Raw genomic sequence first — 18678 nt, 5'->3', positions numbered from 1 at the left:
GTAAGTGTGAGACTAACCATGATTTCACGTTAATATTCACACCCGGGCAAAAAGTTTTTAGGGTTGGTAATAAACAATAGACAGGTTGGGAGACGCGGCCAAAGCGTTGACCATGATGGTCGTCAACACCCTGCCATCGGTTGTGGGCCTAGCAAAGTCAAGTCTGGGCCAATCGGTGAACTGATGAGCGATCATGCTAATGTTGAAGTTGCACAGATTGTCCCAAATGGTTAGTCACTATGTATATTCGTAGCTTTCCCCCAACTTTTTTGTTAGGATAGCGCCATGCTTTTGAAATTAACTATTTTTGGGAGGAATAGCTTGTGGCACCAGATTTACAGTACACGCACTATTTAGACTCGTTACAGTCCTATCTGGCGCATGATCAGACCGCCAAGGCGTTGATTTTAATCGGTTACGTGGAACGTGACTTCATTCGTTTTTACCGTGCGGGGCGGCTGGTTGAGGGAGTCCAATTTGCGAAGGAGAACCTGGCCCGTTCGCGAGAGTTGTTGGGGCAACTGACACCCGACGAGAAGGTCGCCCAGCTTCACGCGCTAGTCGATATTTTGTCGTTCGAAGGGATTCAAAACCATGCGGATATTTTGGCGTTCGTCCAGTTACGAACGCAGTATCATCAACAGTTGGCCGCTTTGCCGGTCACCACGGGAAAGTACATTCCCTGGATGGAGCGGATCATCGAGGATTTCGGCAAATTGGCGAAGAAGAATGCCCTGTCCTTTGCTAATCACCTCGAATCCACCCTGGACGTGATTTATTACGTCAACGCGCACCTCCGTGATAAATTGACCGTGCGACAGGTCTTAACTCACGTGACGCAGCAGTGCAATCCGACAGGCGTTCAACGGGGATTTAATACGGAGATGGGGATGTCGATTAGAGACTACATCAACGTGAAGAAGATTCACGAGGCCCAGCGGATTTTGCTGGTGGACACGGTCCCGATTCGACAGATTGCGGCCGATTTAAACTTTTACGATGCGGCGGACTTTTCCAAACGTTTTAAACGCGAGATTGGAGTGACCCCCTTGGAATATCGCCAACAGAATAGTAAGGTGGATTAACCATATTTCAAGACGAACCGATCGTAGCGGCTGGTCCTTGTATTTTTGCGGGTGAGTTTAAAAATTTTAATACAAATCGGCGTTTTGTCCCCGGGGAACCCGGTATACTCAGTACCATTCAACACAGTGTATGTGGGTTAGCAAGTTTTATTGGGGGGACGCAGTCATGCAGCGGCAACACATTTATCGGCAAATTGGTTTGTTTTCGGGAACGGTTTTGTTAGGGCTGAGTTTAAACGCAGTTAGTGGTCATGCGGACCAGCTAACAGAGACGACCGTGACACCGGAGACGACTATATCTGCTAAAGAAGGGCTTCCGTCTGAAAGTAACGCTGAAGTCAGTTCGGAAGGGCCTCAGCAAACGCCGGCACCGTCATCAAGTTCAAGCGACACCGAGGTGATCAAGGCGTCTAAGCAAACGACACCTGCGGCGGACCGGCCAGCAACGGCCTCATCCGTAGCGGTTTCAAAAGACTCGGCTAGCCGGATCAAGGCGCGCGCTTCGACACCGGTGATTGGGACAACATCGCGACAACCCGCGGTCACTGTCCGGCGAAATGTAGTGCGGGCAGTCAAACGACTCACGCAAACTACCCCAGTACGAACGTCGGCGCGTGAGTCGACGGAAAACGGGAGTCACGTGACACCGCAAAACTTTCTGGATTATTTTGGCCTAAACGGCGCCGCAACCTATGATGCACAGACCGGGATTGTGACACTGACACCGGATGCGCATAATCAGGTCGGGAATTTCTCGCTGAAAAGTAAGATCGCCATGCAGAATAGTTTTTCATTGCGGGGAGAAGTTAACTTGGGAAGTGATCCAAACGGTGCCGATGGGATTGGTTTTGCCTTTCACAATGGCAATGTCACCGATGTGGGCAATGCGGGTGGTAACTTAGGTGTCGGTGGATTGATTGCGGCGCTGGGGTTCAAACTGGACACCTGGCACAATGATGCGGCGATGCCGGAGACCAACCTGCCTGGCGCCCAGATTGCGTCGACGGATTCTAATGGTTTCGGCTGGGCCGCCGATCCTGCGGGCAAACGGTTCGGGGGCTTTGTGACCACCACGCTGAAAGATGTTCAGATGGCGAACCAAGACTTCGTCGATCGTTGGTGGGCCGAGACGGATAAGGCGTCCGTTCAGGATCTGGCGGCCAGCGCTCTCGATGGGCAATTCCATAAGTTTGACGTGACCTACGACGGGGATACGCGCGTCCTAACGATCACGTATCAGCAGAACGCCCAATCCACCTTGACGTGGCAGCGCGTGGTTCCCGCAACGGACGAGGCTCTGGCAATGATCGTGAGTGCGTCAACCGGGGGCGCAAAGAACTTGCAGCAGTTTAAGCTCACTAGCTTTGATTATCAGCAAGCGGCCACGGTTAATGTGGCCTACGTTGATCTAAATGGTCATCGGATCGACAGTGCCGTCGTGGGTTATCCCGATGGTGCGGTCGTCGGGGGAAATTACACGACTGAGCAACTGGAGATTCCGGGCTATCGGTTTGTCAAAATGGATGATACCGGTGATGTGAGTGGTCAGATGAGCCTAAAGCCAAATGGTGTGCTCAGTCGAAGTGGAGACAACGGCACGGTGGTTTACGTGTACGCGCCGGCCTACCAAGTCAGTCAGCGGGTGGTCCACGAGACGATTCGCTACGTTGATGAGCAGGGTAAATCAGTCGCCCCAACATCTTGTAACCATGCGGTAACCTTTGTGACCGTCACGGATCCCACATCGGGAGACAAGCGAATCTTTTACGCCCAGGGCGTTCAAGCCAAACCACAGTTGGCTGACGATGGGGTACCGGTTAATCAGGCTGGAGTCTCATGGACGGCTGGGGTGGAAGCGGAATTTACAGCCGTTGATCACCCAGTCGTCGCGGGCTATCGGGTGATTGCCAATAGTGCGGCGGATAACGATTTGGTTCGGGTAACGCCCCAAAAGGTCTTTAACGATGCGGCTGATCTGGCATTTACCGTGGTTTATGCCCCAACGGCTGATCCAGAAAAGCCAGTCGAACCAGAGAAACCCGTTGATCCGCAGAAACCGGTTGATCCCGTCTCTCCCGAGCAACCAATCGGTCCCGACGAACCGGGCGATCCGAATGAACCCAATGAACCAGATAAACCAGCATCATCGGTGCACGTCGATCGGCCCCAGACGCCGACAACCTCTGACACCGGAGAGCCAACTACGCCGTTGACGCGACGTTCCCCGTCAACGGCTACCCGTGAGCAACCGCGTGGGGCCACCGTGTCCTTACCATACAGTCGTTACACTTGGACACAGCCAACCCAGCAGTTGCCACAGACGAATGAGCACACGACGACGTGGCTACGAGACGTGGGTGTTGGTCTACTGGCAGTCTTGGGGTATCTGGGTTACGGGTTCTGGCGTCGACACTAGAGTACTGGACAGGTGGCGTCGATCAGTCTGTTCGGTTCGTAGAATAGAAGACGTGTTTGATGCTAGTCGACAACGGCCATCGTCAGGCGTTAAGTCATTGTCAAACGGGAAGGATAAAAGGTGAGCGGCTTCCCTTCAGTTACTCTTATTCCGTGTGCTTTATGTATGAAGGGTAAAGGCCAGCCACGTGTGCCCCTAGTCATGCACGTGAACCGTCAGGCCATACCGCTTCGGCATTCCGCAATGGTTGATCGTCTCCCGTCTAGGCCGACTGTTTCTCCTCAGAAGTTGGCTTTGCTAGTTGGCAATGGTCGAGTGAGGGTGGTCGTTGTCGACTGGCACCAAGCACGATAAAAACAGGATTGGCGTGGCAGCGATGCCGGGTCAATCCTGTTTCTTTAGGATACGCCATTGCAGTACGCGGTGCATCGTGCGTTAGGCCGTCAAAAAGGGAACGTCGCGGCCGATGGAAGCGCGAATCACCGCTGGGGCAGTCGCTAAATCCGCCTGACTAATGAGGACGACGTCGCCATCGCTGGTTGAGTGGACCGTGATGGGGTGGTGTTGTGTGGTGACTTGGTGAATGAGTTGGTTAAGGTCAGTTGATGTCGCGTTAAGTGTCTGTTTTGTTTTCATGAGTGAGACCTCCTAAACTTGTCGTGCTATTTTTAAAAACTCGGTTAGTGGTTAGGGTGGCCGACGAACCGTTACCGTCTGACCACACTGTAGAGAATACACGCACTGGAGCCGGATTTCACGGGGGAGTATCTGAAGGTAAACTGATAGTTTCTCAGAAAGACAATCCGTACGCCGATTAGAGATTGACGTATGATGTAAATAATAGTTAATAGAGAAAGTAAGTGTTGTGTTAAAAATGTTTACATAATTCAGCACTTTCGATGATTTGGTTATTCTATTTAATCACTAATGGGATTATCATGTTTTTATGCTGGTTAATGTTGGGCACAGTTCAGTGGCCCACAAGGATAACTAGAGTAATGAAAAATTGAGCTGGGCCCGTTGATCCTAAGCGGGCCCCTTGGCGCACCCTGTGTGCGGTTAGCGTAATTGAAAAATAGTCGGCAGTTATGTATTTAAAGAAGAGGGTTTATTCATGACATGGTCTCATTGGCAGGTGCCGCCATTTACAACCAGCGTATTCTTTGTTTTGGGCGTCCTCACGCTCTACTGGGTCTCCTATAATTGGATTATTTCTTGGACGCACACGCACCAGATTAAAATTGCGGACGATGTCATTAACACGTGGTATGGTTTAGCTTACATGGTTCTGTTTGTTTTCGGTATTCAGTCGTTGATTGCGGGGCAGAGTAATGCCTGGGAATTTATGAATTTTGAATTGATCGCCATTACGTTCTGCGCGTATTTTCTGGATATTCGCATTCCGTATACGCTATTGTTCCCGATTGTTCTCGTCTATATGGTCTTTGACGGGTCGCTCGGGTACTGGCAATCGTGGGCGCACGCCGTGACGTTGATGGTATTCTTCGTCATCTTAAATACGGCGCATACGCGGTTCCCCAACGTCCGACGCCCCTTCATCTGGTATTGCTTAACGGTGATTCCGTTTGGCGGTCTCCTGTGGTTCTGGATGAAATTAAAATTTAACTTCTCGTGGCTCACGCTGGGCGAAGAATGGTTGTACCTGATGATCTTTGAAACGCTGCTCTACATTTACGTGTCCATGCTCACCCACGACGCGGAGTTACGGCTCCAATTGGCGAAATTTGCTAGTCACGATGCCCTGACGAAGACCGGGAATTTTGCCGCCTATACCGAAAATATCGAGCGGTTGTTCCAGCAGAGTAGCCGGGATGGCCGGGCATTGTCCATGATGATGTTTGATATCGATCATTTTAAAACCATTAATGATACCTATGGTCATTCGGTCGGCGATACGGTGCTCAAAGAGGTTGCCGCAACCGTGCAGACGGTGATTTCTGCCAACGATGATCAGGTCTCGTTCTATCGGACGGGTGGCGAGGAATTCAATCTGCTCTTCCCGGGTTATGATGTCGCCGCGACAAAGCCGATTGTGGATCAGATCTTCACGGCCATCAATCATCTGGAGATTCACGCCGGGGATGACGTGATTCAGTTGTCCATTTCGGTCGGCGTGTCCGCGATTACCACGGATGATAAGGCGCCCATGGACTTTTACAACCGGGTCGACCGCAATCTTTATTATTCCAAGCGCCACGGTCGGATGCGGATTACGGTGGCCTAAATAATTTATAAACTTGTAGAAACGACTTCTACGTGAAAAACATTTCTGACAAATTCTCAGAAATGTTTTATTTTACACTACTATTAGTGGGAATCATTATGGGGCATAATAAAGCCATGGTTAGCCAAAGCGACAACTTCCCGACGTTGCTCGGCTAATCAGTGATGAACTTGCATGACCCCTTACCTGTAGTAGGTGACTGTTTGGAGATGGCTGATTCTGCCGATGGAATCAGCCATTTTTTAAGAGCTGGGCAAGCTCTGGGATGTTTTAGCGACTTCACCAAGTAAGCAGGATGATAGAAATCAGAGCAAAGGTTAAGTTAAACTTTACGAAGACGCCATAGTTGGGCGTTTGAGAGAAAAGGTGAGTGAGATGGCGGTAATCCAACTGGGAATTTTATTGGTGACGGGATTAATCAGCGTTTTAGCCAAGTAGGCGACATAAAATGGGCCAAGCGGCGGTTAGTAGACTGAAGTCAGCTAATCTCGCTTGGCCCATTCTCATTTGAGACTGGTCTTCTATTCTGTGGTAAGTCGTTGCATCAGGGTCACATCATTTAAGATGTCCTGCAAGGTAATCTTGGCCATTTTGGCTTCGGCCGCGGCTTGAATCTCGCTGTAGTAGTGATCCAAAACCTTCGGCATGGTCTGGCCGATGGGACATTTCTGCGAGGTGTGGTCATCGACCTTCAGTAGCGGTGCCTGACCAGGAAGGGTGGCGTAGACGTCGCGCAGCGTAATCTCTGCCGGATCGAATGCCAGGGCCAGTTGGGTTGGCCCGTGAGTCGGCGCAAGCAGGTGATGACGCTTCAGATTGGCCATGATTTTACGAATCAGGCTAGGCGACGTCTCGAGACTGCTGGCCATTTCCTGACTCGTGATTTTTTTGCCCTTAAAGTAGGCGATGTAGACGAGGACATGAATCGTATCACTAAATTGGGTGTTTGCCATCTGGGCACCACCTCCTTTTTATATTCTGTATTTTATTTTATAACAGTTTTAAGGAAAAGTCATTCAAAATCTCTTGAAAGTAAAGTTAAAGTTCCCAAAACAAATGGATTGACATTTATCGGGATTACCCTTATGATTGAAACTGTACTTAAAACTAATACAAAATTAATCAGGGGGTCTGCACTATGGCAGCAATTACGATTTTTGGTAAAGGAAACATGGGTCAAGCAATCGGTGACGTGTTCACGCAAGGTGGCAATCAAGTTAGCTTTATTGATTCCAAGGATCCTGTTGAAAACCTGGGTGACATCGTGGTTCTGGCTGTGCCTTACAACGCCGCTTTAAGCATTGCCAAGGTCAACCAAGCCGCATTAGCGGGTAAAGTGGTTGTGGATATCACCAACCCACTGAACTTTGATACTTGGGATGAATTGGTTGTGCCCGCCGACAGTTCGGCCGCTGCACAAATCGCCGCTGCCTTACCTGATTCCAAGGTTGTGAAGGCCTTCAACACGACCTTTGCGGCAACGTTGAAGAGCCGTCAGGTCGGCGATCAACAGACGACGGTTATGGCCGCTAGTGACGATACTGACGCTAAGCAGGCTTTAGCCGCTGCCTTGACGGATAGTGGCGTGGCCTTTGTAGACGCTGGGTCTCTGAAGCGTGCGCGTGAATTGGAAAGCTTTGGTTTCTTGCAAATGACCTTGGCCGCCAACGAAAAGATTGGTTGGACCGGTGGCTTTGCGGTCGAAAAGTAAGGAAGATAAATGGTAACGTGATGGGGCGCTGTTTCCGATCATGGGGGAAGGGTCTTGGACGGTGGTTGCCGTTCAGGACTTTTTTGTGACTAAAAAGGGCTAAGCGCCATGACTTCGGCGCTTAGCCCTTTTCATATACAGTTAATTAAATCTAGTCGATAACAACCAGAGACTTGATGGCTTTCCGGTCCGTCATGGCTTGGTAGGCATCTTCAATGTTGTCCAACGTGAATTGTTGGTTGAAGACCTTGCCAGGGTGAATGTCACCATCTAACACGGCCTTGAGTAGGACCTGCTTGTCGTAAGTCGTGACGGAAGCGGGACCACCGGCGATGATCGTGTTGGTGTAGAAGGAGGTGGTCATGTCCATCTTTGGTTCGTGTGGCAGACCAACCCGGCCAACGATGGCACCGGGACGGGCCACCTTCATGGCCGTGTCGTTGGACAATTCCGTCCCGACACATTCGAGAACGGCATCGGCACCGGCGCCATTGGTCAATTCCTTAACCTTGGCTACGGCGTCATCGCCCCGTTCGGCAACGATATCGGTTGCGCCGAATTCGCGGGCTAAGGCTTGCCGGTCGGCGTGGCGACTCATCGCGATTATCCGCTTAGCACCGCGCATTTGGGCGGCAATGACGCCGCACAGACCCACGGCACCGTCACCGACAACGACCACGGTGTCCCCGGTCTTCACGTTGGCGACGCGGGCGGCATGGTAGCCGGTGGCCATGACGTCAGCCAGACTCAACAGGGAGTTTAACATGGCATCGCTGTAGTCTTCGGGTTGGCCAGGAATTTTGACCAAGGCCCATTCGCCGTGTTGGAAACGAATGTATTCAGACTGAACGCCACTACTGAAATTGTCAGTATGGTTCTGGCAAACGCCGTCAAACCCGGCACGACAAGCGGCACAGTGGCCACAGCCGTGGGTGAATGGGGCGATGACAAAGTCGCCGGGCTTAACCGTGGTGATGTCGCGACCGACCTCTTCGATAATCCCGATGGCTTCGTGACCGGAGTTTTCGGAGTGGGCGGGCTTGTCTTCTAGACCACGAAAGGCCCAGAGATCAGACCCACAAACGCAGGTCCGAACGACGTGGATAATGACGTCATCGCTGGCTTGCAGGGGTGGTTTTTGAATATCTGCAACTTCAACTTTTCCAGGTTCCATAAAAATAGTAGACTTCATCTTTTAGCCTCCTAGGCTTGAATACTGAAATTTTAAGCGTTTACATGGTGTTTGTAAAGCATCCTTACTTCCGGGCGAGTGCGTCACTTACCCGCTGACTAGTTTAGACCAAAAATTAGCGGTTTGTCTAATGCCTATGCGCTATTGTGACCTATACGGCTAGGGTATGGATCACAAGGGCTACTGGGGCTTTAAACAAGCCGACTATTTAGGATCATGAGAATCATCTTTCTTGCGGCTAAAATCGGTCCTGAACACTTGCCAGAGTCGCTTGAATTCCGCACCTAGGGGGAGCGAGTTCCAGTTCGACGTGGTGGTCATGCTATTTAGCACGCCAATCAGACGAATCCAGGCACAGACGAAGTTGTAAAGGGGGAATGTGAGGGCCACCCAGAGTTGTTTGCGATAAAAGCGTCGTTCTTCCGGAAAGTCTGCAAGTAGTTGGAGAATACAAATGTAGTTGAGCAATTCCACCAAGATATAGAGCAGATAGATAATCACATAGGACATCCCCATCATAATCGGGGAGTACCGGAAGAACAAGAGAACAATGCTAGCGAAAAGCCAAATCATGCGGGGAAACAAAAACGTATGGTCAATTAGGAGTCGCCGCACCATGAAGTTACGGAAAAAGTCCCGTACTTTTAAATCGTGGGCGTACTGGTGAATCACTTCTACTTCGCCGCGTTGCCAGCGTTGACGTTGGGTGTAGAGCTTGGAGAAACTTTCAATCGGTTCAATGTAAAAGATGGCATTCGCACACAGCCCAACTTTACGTTTCATTCGATCACGAATTTGAAACGTCATATCGGTGTCTTCCCCGATAGTGCCAATATCGTAGAGAAAGGTATTGAGCACGGCTTCTTTTCGAAAAGCGGAGAAGGCCCCTGACATGGTGAAGAGTTGATTGTTCTGTGTTTCAATCGTGCGCCCGGATAAAAAGGCCTGCGCGTATTCGAAGTATTCGTTGCGTTGGAGTAGTGTACTGTGTTCGGCTAGGGACTGACGGTTGGTCAGGATCGTGCCGGTAAGTGCGGCCATCTCAAAGTCATTTTCAAATGCGAGCACCATGTTCATCAGCGCATGTTTCTCCAGGGTACCATCGCTGTCGATATTAATAATATAAGTGCCGATAGTACTGTATAGGGCGGTATTCAGGGCCTCAGCCTTTCCCTGTTCAGTGTGAATCAGGCTTAGGTTCATATCGCTGAAGGTTTCCTGCGCGTGGGTAAAGACTTCAAAACTATTATCGGTACTCTGATTATCCGCCAGAATGACCTGAACGAGTTTCGTCGGATAGGTTGAGTCATGAATCGACTCAATACAGGCAAACAGCGTATCTTCGGAATTGTAGACTGGCACGATAATTGAAATCATGGGCATCTTGGCCGGCATCACCAGTGGCTTTTTATGCCGATTGCGAATCATAATCTTAATACTGGAGATGAAGGACGGAATAATTTCCACAATAATGGGAATCAACGCCCAAGTGAGCCAGAACCCCATTTTAAATAATGTTAGATTCAACCAGTAACTCATAACGTCTGTCCTTTTTTAGAATCACTTTTCCAACGTTTAACGGTATTACGGAAGGCTAGGAAGAGGCTGCGTGAGATTTGCGAATAGGTGAAGACGTTGTAGTAGAGCATGATGACCAGAACGTAAAATAACAGCCGTCCTAGGATAGAGTGAGCGAGGAAGAAAGCCTGACCACCATTGTAGTGACAGATGACAATGACGAGACCTAAACGTAAGACATTTGCGAGGTAAATCCATAAGACGCCGAGTAGGCCGAAGAACGCGCGCTCCTTGCGCGTGAAGATGGGAAAAAAAGCCACGAGGCTCACGAAGGCGGTGGTCTCAATGATGCCGGAACACTCGTAGTCAATACTCATGGTGAGGGGGCCAGTGGGATTATTGATACTGACGAGGCCGTAATGGTTCATGATCGTACACATTCCGGTGGTCTCACCAATCCAGCGGACACCGTTAATCACCGCATGGGTGAAAAACCAGACCCAGTAAGGATCGCTGAGACCGATAAGAATGAAAAAGAGCCCAGCGGTCCCCACAAGAAAGTGAAAGGCCGGTAAGTGAGCTCGATTTAATGCGGATAAAAGATAAAGCCAAACGAGAGCGCCGATGATGAGGTAAATATTCATTAACGCCGCCTCTTGAACTTAAAGCCAGACAGCTTGAGCGCGCCGAAAATGGCGATAACGAACCCCGCGCTGGCTAAGACGATGGGGCCGGTACTCCCGCCAGCGGCTTCAATACTACCATCCCAGAGATTGGGGTTGGAAAGCTTAATCGTTTGACCCGTGGTGTTAGAAATCCCATTTAAACTCTTGAAAGGAACGGCACATTCAAAGACGTAGCTAGAGCCTCGAACCGTGGTGCCGTCACCCATCTTCTGGTCGAGATACTGACGAGCCACGTACGCGTGACCAATGAGGTTGTTGTTGGTCCCATCGCTGCTATAGATATTAAGCGGAACGGCTTGTTTTTGGTTAACGTCAATATTGACGGTCGTATGATTGTTAAAGCTTAAGTAAAAGGTCTTGCCGCCAACATCGAGCTGATAACCATCTGGTTGAAAGTTCGTATAGCCCCCTTGTAACTTGGGACTCATCAGAACGTAGAAGTAAATGTTGTCATTATCGGTCAACAAAGAGGCATACTTGATGTTGTCGTCATCGCCGCTAATCTTCATGGCATGCGTGGTTTTGTCGGCCCAATCGTCAAAGTTACCATCAATTGTAATGCCTAGATTACCGGATTGGTTGTTGCCACTGGTGGTTAATGCACTGCTAGAGCGACTATTTGAGGATTCGGATGAGTTATCTACATTGGAAGAACCTGCTGACTTATCAGAACTAACAGAGCTGTCAGCGCTATCCGAACTAGACGAATCGGTAGCACTGGTCGAACTAGATGTACTGGTAGAGGTGGATGTGCTGGAAGAAGTGTTGGGGTCGATTGGCTCGGGATCGGAGGTCACACCACTGCCATCAAGAATGGAAGTGGCTGGATTCGTCACAATAGCAGCGGAGGTCGTTTGACCACCTAGGCTAGAATTGGTCAAGTTGACATCGCCCTTGGCAGCAGGCACGCCAAGCTGGGTAAAATTAACCCGAAAGGTGAGCGTTTGGATCATGCCAAAAGTTGTGAGCGTCCCACTACCCACTGTGCCTAAATCCGGCCAACTGCCAAAGGCGGCTTTGGCTGTGGCCGTCAGGCGATCACCGTCGGCCTGTAGGGTGATGAGGTAGGGCTGACCATTCAACGTTAACGTGTAATTGTTCAGGGGTAGCGGGCTATTGGTGTTTCCACTATCAACGTAAACGTTGACCCCCGTACTATCCGTCGTCATGGCAACGTTGTTCATAGTCCAATACCCAACTTGGGTTTTAGTGACATTGTCCCAGTCCACACTGGTTGCAGACGTATCGGCGTGTCCCACAGTCCCAAAACAAAGGGACAGTCCCAGCGTACTTATTAAAATGAAGAGATAACGAAATTTCATTTTATTTACCTCGATTATTTGAGCGAATGGGCCTTATTCAGTCGTTAGTTGCTTTCTAAAGCCAGTATAGTCTAAAAATAAGGGTAAAGTAAAGATGTTTAATTAATTAACTAGTGAGGGGTGTTAGCGGTTAGTTATTAGGGGACTCTGTGGTGGATTTAGTAGAATTTTGGGAACGAGAGGCGGCCCCCATCCATCCAAACCAATGCTTAAATTCCTGTCGCGTCGCATCAAATCCTAGTGAGGCCAAAAGAAGCAAGACCGGGAGAAATTGGATCAGGTAACGGGTTCGGCCGCCCTCAAAGGCAAGCAAGAAGAGGAAGCCGCCTAGAATGGCAAGGCGCAGGACCTGGATGATTTTACGATTATCTCGCCAGGCAAAGAGGATCAGGCCGAGTAAAAAGACCCACCAGGCTTGGGCCAAAAAGCGAAAGTCGCCCAGGTTATTACCATATAGGTATAAGAATTCCTCGATGGTGCCTCGTATGCCTTTAGTTGATGGAATAGGGCTTCCATTTAAAAAATTCCCCTCTTTAATCCAGCCAAAGGACCCATCAGCAGTATTGTGTTTTTGTTTCTGATAAAGAAAGGCTAGGTATCCAGAAGGGCCCATCTTATGTAAACGCCTTTTAATTGAATTTTCAGAGTACTTAATTCGTTGTTTTTTATTCACCGTAATAGCCATAATGTATGAATCATGTGCATTGAATCCACCGTCACCCGACATTCCCATATTGATGAAATGAATCATAGGTTTTGCCCGGAAAGAATTGATACGAATATAAGATTGGTTGCTGACCGTTTTACTCATAAACTGATAACTTGCAGCTGTACTACTAATCATGAAGAGTCCAACCAAAACTATCCACCACCATTGACGATGATGTGGTTTAAGAAGATGGATTGCTTCAATAATGATGATCGCAATAGCCGGGATTACTCCTGATGGTTTAACAAAGTATGCGCTAATAACACATACACCAAATAGCAACGCCATAATTCCTTTTAGCAGTTTTGGTGCAGTTGAAAATGCGATCACACAATAGCAAAGAATGTATGCAGAAATGCAAGGTAAAACCCATGTGTCAGTATAGGGAACCAAAATCGAAGGGAACAGTAACAGCCAAACGGTCTGAATATACATAGTCAAAGGCACTTTAGACTTGTCAATTGCGGCAATACTAAGGAGATTTAATAACGCAGAAAGATCTACAAGAATTGTTGTAATAATGTCAAAAAAAATCCAAGAAGTGTGGTGAAATTGAACGGCTAGCCAATGCTGAAGGAGTAGCAAGTTAATGTTGTTGGGGTTAACGCTAAAATAACCGACTTCATTAAGATCTGTAGGATTGGTTAGAGCATAATGAATAGCTCCGACATCGAAGCCAATACCAGGATGGACTAAATAAATGAAGCAACCTTGTAAGCAAAAAGTGATGACTAGGCACCAAGTAGCTGTGCGCCAGCGTTGCTTAATAAATATGTAGTGGAACAAACGTTGAAGTTGAGGGCTGATATAGAGGGAAAGACCAAGTCCGAAGGCGATGATTAAGACAACGGTCACGACCATGGTGGTTCCGATTCCATTAATATGATTGTCGCCAAGAATGAGGTTGGGTGAGGTTAAGGCAAAGATAAAGGCCAGCGTAAAAAGAAAATAGAAGAAGAGCTTAATGGCTCGACTATTGAATTTATAAAGTTTTTCGCGCATACCGTCCCCTCATTTACTTTCCTTTGCCGGATAGTGGATCTTATATCCAGTAGTTAATGATTAATTAGTTAATACTCACCACTAGTTTACGCTACCTACATCCCAATAGACAACCGATTTTATTAAGACGCTACCGGCCAGTTTTCACGCAACAGCCGGATAATCGGCCTTACCACAGCTTGGTTGACCTGCAGATAGGCCGCATAGATGGGCATTTGCGCCTGGTCGTCGCTGATGGGGATGCGGACGGTGTTGCTCTTTGCTGTGCATGCCGCTGACTAATGTTTAATCACGATTGTTTAAGAGTCATCAAGTGTCGGTCAATTGCCGGCACTTTTTTCGTGGTCACAAGGTTGGGATAAAATGGCGATATGCGAAAACGATAAATGCAGTTAATTTCCCGCTGGATTTGCTATAATTAGTAGGAATGGTTACAGAACTGTGGAGGAAGACATGAAAAGTAAGGATTTTAACTTAAAAATTCCGGCGAGTATCGGCGAACAGTTGAAGCTCGATGCCGATACGCCGGTTAAACTCGTGGTCAAACGGGATCGGTTGGTGGTGGAGTTCGCAGAATCGCGGCGCCGGATCTTTCAGAACCGCCTGATGTGGTGGCCGGTGATTGCGGCTTTTATCGTGAGCATTGGCTATTACATTTTCTGTCGTTGGCAGGGAATCCGTCACCTGAAGTTGTCCGGGTACAATTCCCTGGCAACGGGGCTGATCGTCACCGGTGTGGTTATGGGGACGCTCCTCTTTGCCATCTTCTTTATTCGGGATCGCAATAACCCCGAAAATCACCTGACCAAAAATATCTACTGGCGAAATTTTCCGGTCATCGTCCTCTCCTTTGCGCTGATTTTGGCGTTGATTCTGGTGGGGAGTATGTGGCTGCTGGGCATGCTGTTCAATGGAGCCAGCTTCGATCGGATCACGGCCAGCATGATTATCTTTGTGTTCGGTGTATTTATCAATTTAGCGATGATTTATTTCGCCCAGGCGGTGGACGCCGGTGTGTTGTCAACCGTCTTGACACTGGTCATTATCAGTGGGGTGGTCATTTCGATGGCCGTCAACAATGAACGTTACTGGTGGCAACACAATCTGAGCTTTCTCGGGACCAGTCATGCGTCCAGTGGCTGGCAATTCAATGCGACGTTGATCTTTTCGGCGCTCCTGATGATTGCCTTGATCGACTATCTATTCGTGAGCCTTCAGGAATACTATCCGCGATCACGCCGGCTGATTGTGTTACGAATCCTCCTGACGCTTACGGCCGTTAACCTAGGACTGGTCGGGGTTTTCCCAAACAATATCTCGTCTCATATGTTACATGATCAAGTCGCGAGCTTCCTGATTTATTGCGTCTTGGCCTTGATCATTGGGGTTCGGTGGCTGCTACCACAGATTACCCAGGAATTTTTGTATCTGTCGTATGGCGTCGGGGTTGCCTTGGTTGTTGCCGAAGTGCTGTTCCGCGGGATTGGGTACTTCTCCTTAACCGCGTTTGAAATGGTCGCTTTCGTGATGGCCTTTGGGTGGCTCTTGATGCTATTGGACCGCATTGAATCGTTGATTAACGTCGGGACAGAAAGTATTATTTCATTAGATGATTAAGTGGATCGGTGCCGCTGTGGTGCCGATTTTTTTATTGGGTACGGTGGGTCACCACGGTCATCTTATCGGGCATATTCCGGACTTTGGCGACCGCGTGATCGGCGTTAATCTGATGGACAATTTCACTGAGTGAGACGGTCTTAGTCTGGTCCTTGCGAAAGGAATGGACGATCATGCTGTCATATAAGACGTGGTGATTGGTCAACCGAAACCAATTTGGGGCGAGATTCTTGGCACTGTCTTGGATGTGTTGATCGGGCCAAACCAGATACTTAGTCTGGCCGTTTCGGGAATAGCTTTCGACTTGCCATCCCAGCTTGAAGTCGGAAACCTCTTGCCAGCGCTGCAACTTGGCGTGTTTAATGGCGAAATAAATAATGGCGCTGTACGTGAGCTTGCGGTTATGCTGGAATTCGGCCAATTTTAGTTTGGGCGTTGCCACTGGTTTGTGCGGTCCTTTTGTCGTGGTGGGCGTGCTGGCTTGTGAGTGACTGGCGGTCAAACGGGGAACCAGCAGCAGGCCCCCGGCTAATAAAAGAATGATGAGACCAAGACTGAGCATTTTCTTCATGCGAATTCGTCCTTTTCATAAATTAGGGTAGAAAAAAGGCAGTTAAACACAACTTACGAGTCTAACTGCCGGATTCAATGATCATATTATGTAGGTGAAACTGCCATTAAGCAGTCTTGCTGGTTTAGTACCAGTGGTGACTTTGCCAGAACTTCTTAGCCTTGGTCCATGAACCGTAACGGTTGTTGACGTAACGGTTAGCAGTCTTTTCTTGGTTTGCAGGTGAGTAGTCACCGTGCAAGTAAGACTTCAGGAGTTGGTAACGACCGTAACAATTTCCGTTACGTGCCGTGTAGTTGTAACTCGATTCGCGCTTAGCAATCCAGTTCTTGGCTGCTTTTTGCTTTTTAGAAAGGCCGGCGTTAATCTTCGCAATCTTCTTGGCTTGACTAGCAGAAACACGAGAAGAAGCCTGAGCGGTAGTCGTTTGTTCAGGGACTAAGCTAGAGGTTACATCGGTCACCATGCCGAAGGAAAAGCCAAATAACAGTAAAAGTGAAGCAAATTTAGTTGTAAGTTTTGATTTCGACATATCTTTTAATCTATCCAATCTGTTTTCTTAATACTTAACAGCATACCCGAGAAGTATTGCAGTTTAGTTACTGTGCAGTTAAAAGGCTGTCACATTTGATTGCAGATTGTTGCAATCCACTTTATCCAGCGCTTTCATACGTATAACGCGTAACAGAAACTGAGATTTGGATAGGATTAAGATCGTGTTTTAGCTAAAACTATTGATTGCTTCGTCACGAAATTTTTAGCGGGTCACTTTAGGGGTTGATGAGGGCGAAGTAGGTCATGACAATGACCCCTAATCCAATGCGATACCAGCCAAAAGCCTTAAAGTCGTTGTGCCGAATGTAATTCAGTAAGAACTTAATGGCGAGATACGCGACCACAAAGGAGACGACGACCCCGGTTGAGAGGACGACCAACTGGCTACCGGTGAACTGGTTGCCATGGAGAAAGTATTTGAGAATCTTCAGTAACGAAGCGCCAAACATGGTGGGGATCGCTAAGAAAAAGGAAAATTCGGTCGCCACAAAGCGTGAGGTGCCCAGCAGGATGGCGCCGAGAATGGTCGCACCAGAGCGTGAGGTCCCGGGAACCAATGAAAGAATCTGAAAGAGACCGATGAACAGGGCCATCCGCACGGGTAGCTGGTTGAGATCGTTGAAGCAGGCGGTCTGACGACGATTGTAGGTTTCAATCACGATGAACAAAATGCCGTAGACGATAAGGGTTGTGGCAATCACCTGCCAACTGGTCAAGTGGGCGTCCATCCAATCGTTTAGCGGAAGCCCGACGATGACCGAGGGCAGGACGGCGAGAATGACCTTGAACCACAACGTCCACGTTTGATGACGCTCGAGGCGGTCTTTACTGGGCGCCCAAGGATTGAGCTTGTTGAAATACAGCACGACCACAGCGAGAATAGCCCCCAGTTGAATGACCACCATAAACATGTTGATAAACGCGGTGGGTTCGTGGAGTTTGATGAATTCATCGGCTAAGTAGAGGTGACCGGTGGAACTGATGGGTAAGAATTCCGTGATGCCTTCGATGATGCCGAGAATCGCGGCTTTTAGACTATCGAGCACGTTAAGACTGCTATGCGAAATATGGAGAAATGTAGAAAAAATGACGGATTTCTACATCTAGAAAGGTTGCATATTTCCTTTCATTATTTTTGCTTACTGCCGTTATAACGCCGGTATTCTGATATTCCACTAGGGAGTAATCGCATTGACTAACTGTGACAGTTTGAGGACTATAGCCAGCCCCTTAAAATTATTTTTAGATTAAATCCAATAGATTGGCAACAGCGTTTTCGTCACGATCAAGTATGGCACCACAGTTGTAACAAATATATTCATCGTGTTTGGTCTGATGCTGCGCATTGCCTTGGAGCGTGATTTTGTCGGTGCCATGCTTAATGTAGCCACATTTGGAACAGCGCTGGGTTGAAGGGTAAGTCTTATCTGCCAGTAACAATTTTTTGCCATACCAGTCACATTTGTAGCTGAGCGCTTGGCGAAAGTAGCCAAACATAGACCGTTGTAAGCCTTTAGAAGCAACGTGACTCATTTGCATGTCCTTGACGGATAAGTCCTCGATGACAATTTTGTCGTAATTATTGACCAGCTCCGTCGTAAACTTTTGCATGATGTCATGTTGGATATTGGCCACCTTACGATAGTCACGCTGCAATTTGGCTCTCATTACAGCATAATTATTACTTTTAGTTGCCTTATTTCCATTCACAACGCGTTTAAGAGCTAACTGCTGTTGGTAATACTTGACTCGCTGATACAATTTGTCTAATCGTTTCGGCAAAGTATTGATAACACCGGCAGTATAGTTTAAATGACCAACGTTGACATCAACGGCGGAACTTTTACCCGTTTGTGGCTTGTTTTCGAGTTCAACTTCAAAAGGCAGTGAAGCCCAATACTGACCATTTTCGCGGTAAATACTGACCACCTTTAGCGTACCGGACAAATCAACATGACGACTGACCCTAATGTCATACCAATCTTTAACACCACGTGGTTTGTCCAGGCGAAGCTTACCGGCAACAATTTTAGCCCGATCGGTTTTAAA

At 48.3% G+C, this 18678-nt stretch carries 16 protein-coding genes; 5 read left to right on the top strand and 11 right to left on the bottom strand.

The window, feature by feature from the left end; translation table 11 throughout:
- Positions 1-323: 323 nt before the first annotated feature.
- Together HEQ50_RS10050 and HEQ50_RS10045 are read left to right on the top strand one after the other, a co-directional pair.
- A complete protein-coding gene (locus HEQ50_RS10050) occupies positions 324-1085 on the top strand; it encodes an AraC family transcriptional regulator (protein ID WP_168900390.1) in 762 nt (253 codons plus the stop codon).
- Positions 1086-1251: 166 nt separating this feature from the next.
- The gene (locus tag HEQ50_RS10045; protein ID WP_168900389.1) at positions 1252-3501 is read left to right on the top strand and encodes a MucBP domain-containing protein; all 2250 of its coding nucleotides are present in this window, start codon (positions 1252-1254) and stop codon (positions 3499-3501) included.
- A gap of 435 nt (positions 3502-3936) precedes the next feature.
- Here HEQ50_RS10045 and HEQ50_RS10040 read toward each other — a convergent pair whose 3' ends face one another.
- A complete protein-coding gene (locus tag HEQ50_RS10040) occupies positions 3937-4137 on the bottom strand; it encodes a hypothetical protein (RefSeq protein ID WP_168900388.1) in 201 nt (66 codons plus the stop codon).
- 478 nt (positions 4138-4615) lie between these two features.
- Between HEQ50_RS10040 and HEQ50_RS10035 the strand changes: the two genes are divergently transcribed.
- A complete protein-coding gene (locus HEQ50_RS10035; protein ID WP_168900387.1) occupies positions 4616-5746 on the top strand; it encodes a GGDEF domain-containing protein in 1131 nt (376 codons plus the stop codon).
- Between the two features lie 521 nt (positions 5747-6267).
- On the opposite strand, the gene HEQ50_RS10030 is transcribed toward HEQ50_RS10035, so the two are convergent.
- Positions 6268-6699, bottom strand: coding sequence for an Rrf2 family transcriptional regulator (locus HEQ50_RS10030; RefSeq protein WP_168900386.1), 432 nt, complete (start codon positions 6697-6699; stop codon positions 6268-6270).
- A gap of 185 nt (positions 6700-6884) precedes the next feature.
- Between HEQ50_RS10030 and HEQ50_RS10025 the strand changes: the two genes are divergently transcribed.
- A complete protein-coding gene (locus tag HEQ50_RS10025) occupies positions 6885-7457 on the top strand; it encodes an NADPH-dependent F420 reductase (protein WP_168900385.1) in 573 nt (190 codons plus the stop codon).
- Positions 7458-7608: 151 nt separating this feature from the next.
- Here the strand turns inward: HEQ50_RS10025 and HEQ50_RS10020 are convergent, their stop codons facing one another.
- The 5 genes from HEQ50_RS10020 to HEQ50_RS10000 all read right to left on the bottom strand — a co-directional run bounded on the left by HEQ50_RS10020 (position 7609) and on the right by HEQ50_RS10000 (position 13886).
- The gene (locus HEQ50_RS10020; RefSeq protein ID WP_168900384.1) at positions 7609-8649 is read right to left on the bottom strand and encodes a zinc-binding dehydrogenase; all 1041 of its coding nucleotides are present in this window, start codon (positions 8647-8649) and stop codon (positions 7609-7611) included.
- Between the two features lie 204 nt (positions 8650-8853).
- Positions 8854-10188, bottom strand: a complete 1335-nt coding sequence (locus HEQ50_RS10015) for a TIGR03111 family XrtG-associated glycosyltransferase (protein ID WP_168900383.1) — start codon at positions 10186-10188, stop codon at positions 8854-8856.
- Positions 10185-10811: an exosortase family protein XrtG gene (xrtG, locus tag HEQ50_RS10010; RefSeq protein WP_168900382.1), complete on the bottom strand. Its 627-nt coding sequence runs from the start codon at positions 10809-10811 to the stop codon at positions 10185-10187. The genes HEQ50_RS10015 and xrtG overlap by 4 nt, the downstream gene beginning before the upstream one ends.
- Positions 10811-12175, bottom strand: a complete 1365-nt coding sequence (locus tag HEQ50_RS10005) for a Firmicu-CTERM sorting domain-containing protein (RefSeq protein WP_168900381.1) — start codon at positions 12173-12175, stop codon at positions 10811-10813. The genes xrtG and HEQ50_RS10005 overlap by 1 nt, the downstream gene beginning before the upstream one ends.
- 130 nt (positions 12176-12305) lie before the next feature.
- Complete coding sequence (locus HEQ50_RS10000) at positions 12306-13886, bottom strand: TIGR03766 family XrtG-associated glycosyltransferase (protein WP_168900380.1); 1581 nt, start codon at positions 13884-13886, stop codon at positions 12306-12308.
- Positions 13887-14339: 453 nt separating this feature from the next.
- On the opposite strand from HEQ50_RS10000, the gene HEQ50_RS09995 reads away from it, so the two are divergent.
- Positions 14340-15503 (top strand): DUF998 domain-containing protein, encoded by a 1164-nt coding sequence (locus tag HEQ50_RS09995; protein WP_168900379.1) that lies wholly within the window; start codon positions 14340-14342, stop codon positions 15501-15503.
- 31 nt (positions 15504-15534) lie between these two features.
- Here the strand turns inward: HEQ50_RS09995 and HEQ50_RS09990 are convergent, their stop codons facing one another.
- From HEQ50_RS09990 to HEQ50_RS09975, 4 genes are all read right to left on the bottom strand, one after another.
- Entirely contained in the window at positions 15535-16074 is a 540-nt protein-coding gene (locus tag HEQ50_RS09990; RefSeq protein WP_168900378.1) for a hypothetical protein, read from the bottom strand.
- Positions 16075-16198: 124 nt separating this feature from the next.
- Positions 16199-16606: a transglycosylase gene (locus tag HEQ50_RS09985; protein WP_168900377.1), complete on the bottom strand. Its 408-nt coding sequence runs from the start codon at positions 16604-16606 to the stop codon at positions 16199-16201.
- A gap of 238 nt (positions 16607-16844) precedes the next feature.
- Positions 16845-17675: an undecaprenyl-diphosphate phosphatase gene (locus HEQ50_RS09980; RefSeq protein WP_168900376.1), complete on the bottom strand. Its 831-nt coding sequence runs from the start codon at positions 17673-17675 to the stop codon at positions 16845-16847.
- 196 nt (positions 17676-17871) lie between these two features.
- Positions 17872-18678 (bottom strand): RNA-guided endonuclease TnpB family protein (locus HEQ50_RS09975; RefSeq protein WP_168900375.1); only part of this gene is annotated, 807 nt, incomplete at its 5' end.

The sequence above is a fragment of the Lactobacillus sp. HBUAS51381 genome (assembly GCF_012641095.1).
GTDB lineage: Bacteria > Bacillota > Bacilli > Lactobacillales > Lactobacillaceae > Levilactobacillus.
This window is presented reverse-complemented; position numbering and strand designations above follow the sequence as displayed.

Coding starts and splice junctions, on each gene's coding strand:
- HEQ50_RS10045 (WP_168900389.1), top strand. CDS start 1,252: ATGCAGCGGCAACACATTTATCGGCAAATTGGTTTGTTTTCGGGAACG.
- HEQ50_RS10040 (WP_168900388.1), bottom strand. CDS start 4,137: ATGAAAACAAAACAGACACTTAACGCGACATCAACTGACCTTAACCAA.
- HEQ50_RS10035 (WP_168900387.1), top strand. CDS start 4,616: ATGACATGGTCTCATTGGCAGGTGCCGCCATTTACAACCAGCGTATTC.
- HEQ50_RS10030 (WP_168900386.1), bottom strand. CDS start 6,699: ATGGCAAACACCCAATTTAGTGATACGATTCATGTCCTCGTCTACATC.
- HEQ50_RS10025 (WP_168900385.1), top strand. CDS start 6,885: ATGGCAGCAATTACGATTTTTGGTAAAGGAAACATGGGTCAAGCAATC.
- HEQ50_RS10020 (WP_168900384.1), bottom strand. CDS start 8,649: ATGAAGTCTACTATTTTTATGGAACCTGGAAAAGTTGAAGTTGCAGAT.
- HEQ50_RS10015 (WP_168900383.1), bottom strand. CDS start 10,188: ATGAGTTACTGGTTGAATCTAACATTATTTAAAATGGGGTTCTGGCTC.
- xrtG (WP_168900382.1), bottom strand. CDS start 10,811: ATGAATATTTACCTCATCATCGGCGCTCTCGTTTGGCTTTATCTTTTA.
- HEQ50_RS10005 (WP_168900381.1), bottom strand. CDS start 12,175: ATGAAATTTCGTTATCTCTTCATTTTAATAAGTACGCTGGGACTGTCC.
- HEQ50_RS10000 (WP_168900380.1), bottom strand. CDS start 13,886: ATGCGCGAAAAACTTTATAAATTCAATAGTCGAGCCATTAAGCTCTTC.
- HEQ50_RS09995 (WP_168900379.1), top strand. CDS start 14,340: ATGAAAAGTAAGGATTTTAACTTAAAAATTCCGGCGAGTATCGGCGAA.
- HEQ50_RS09990 (WP_168900378.1), bottom strand. CDS start 16,074: ATGAAGAAAATGCTCAGTCTTGGTCTCATCATTCTTTTATTAGCCGGG.
- HEQ50_RS09985 (WP_168900377.1), bottom strand. CDS start 16,606: ATGTCGAAATCAAAACTTACAACTAAATTTGCTTCACTTTTACTGTTA.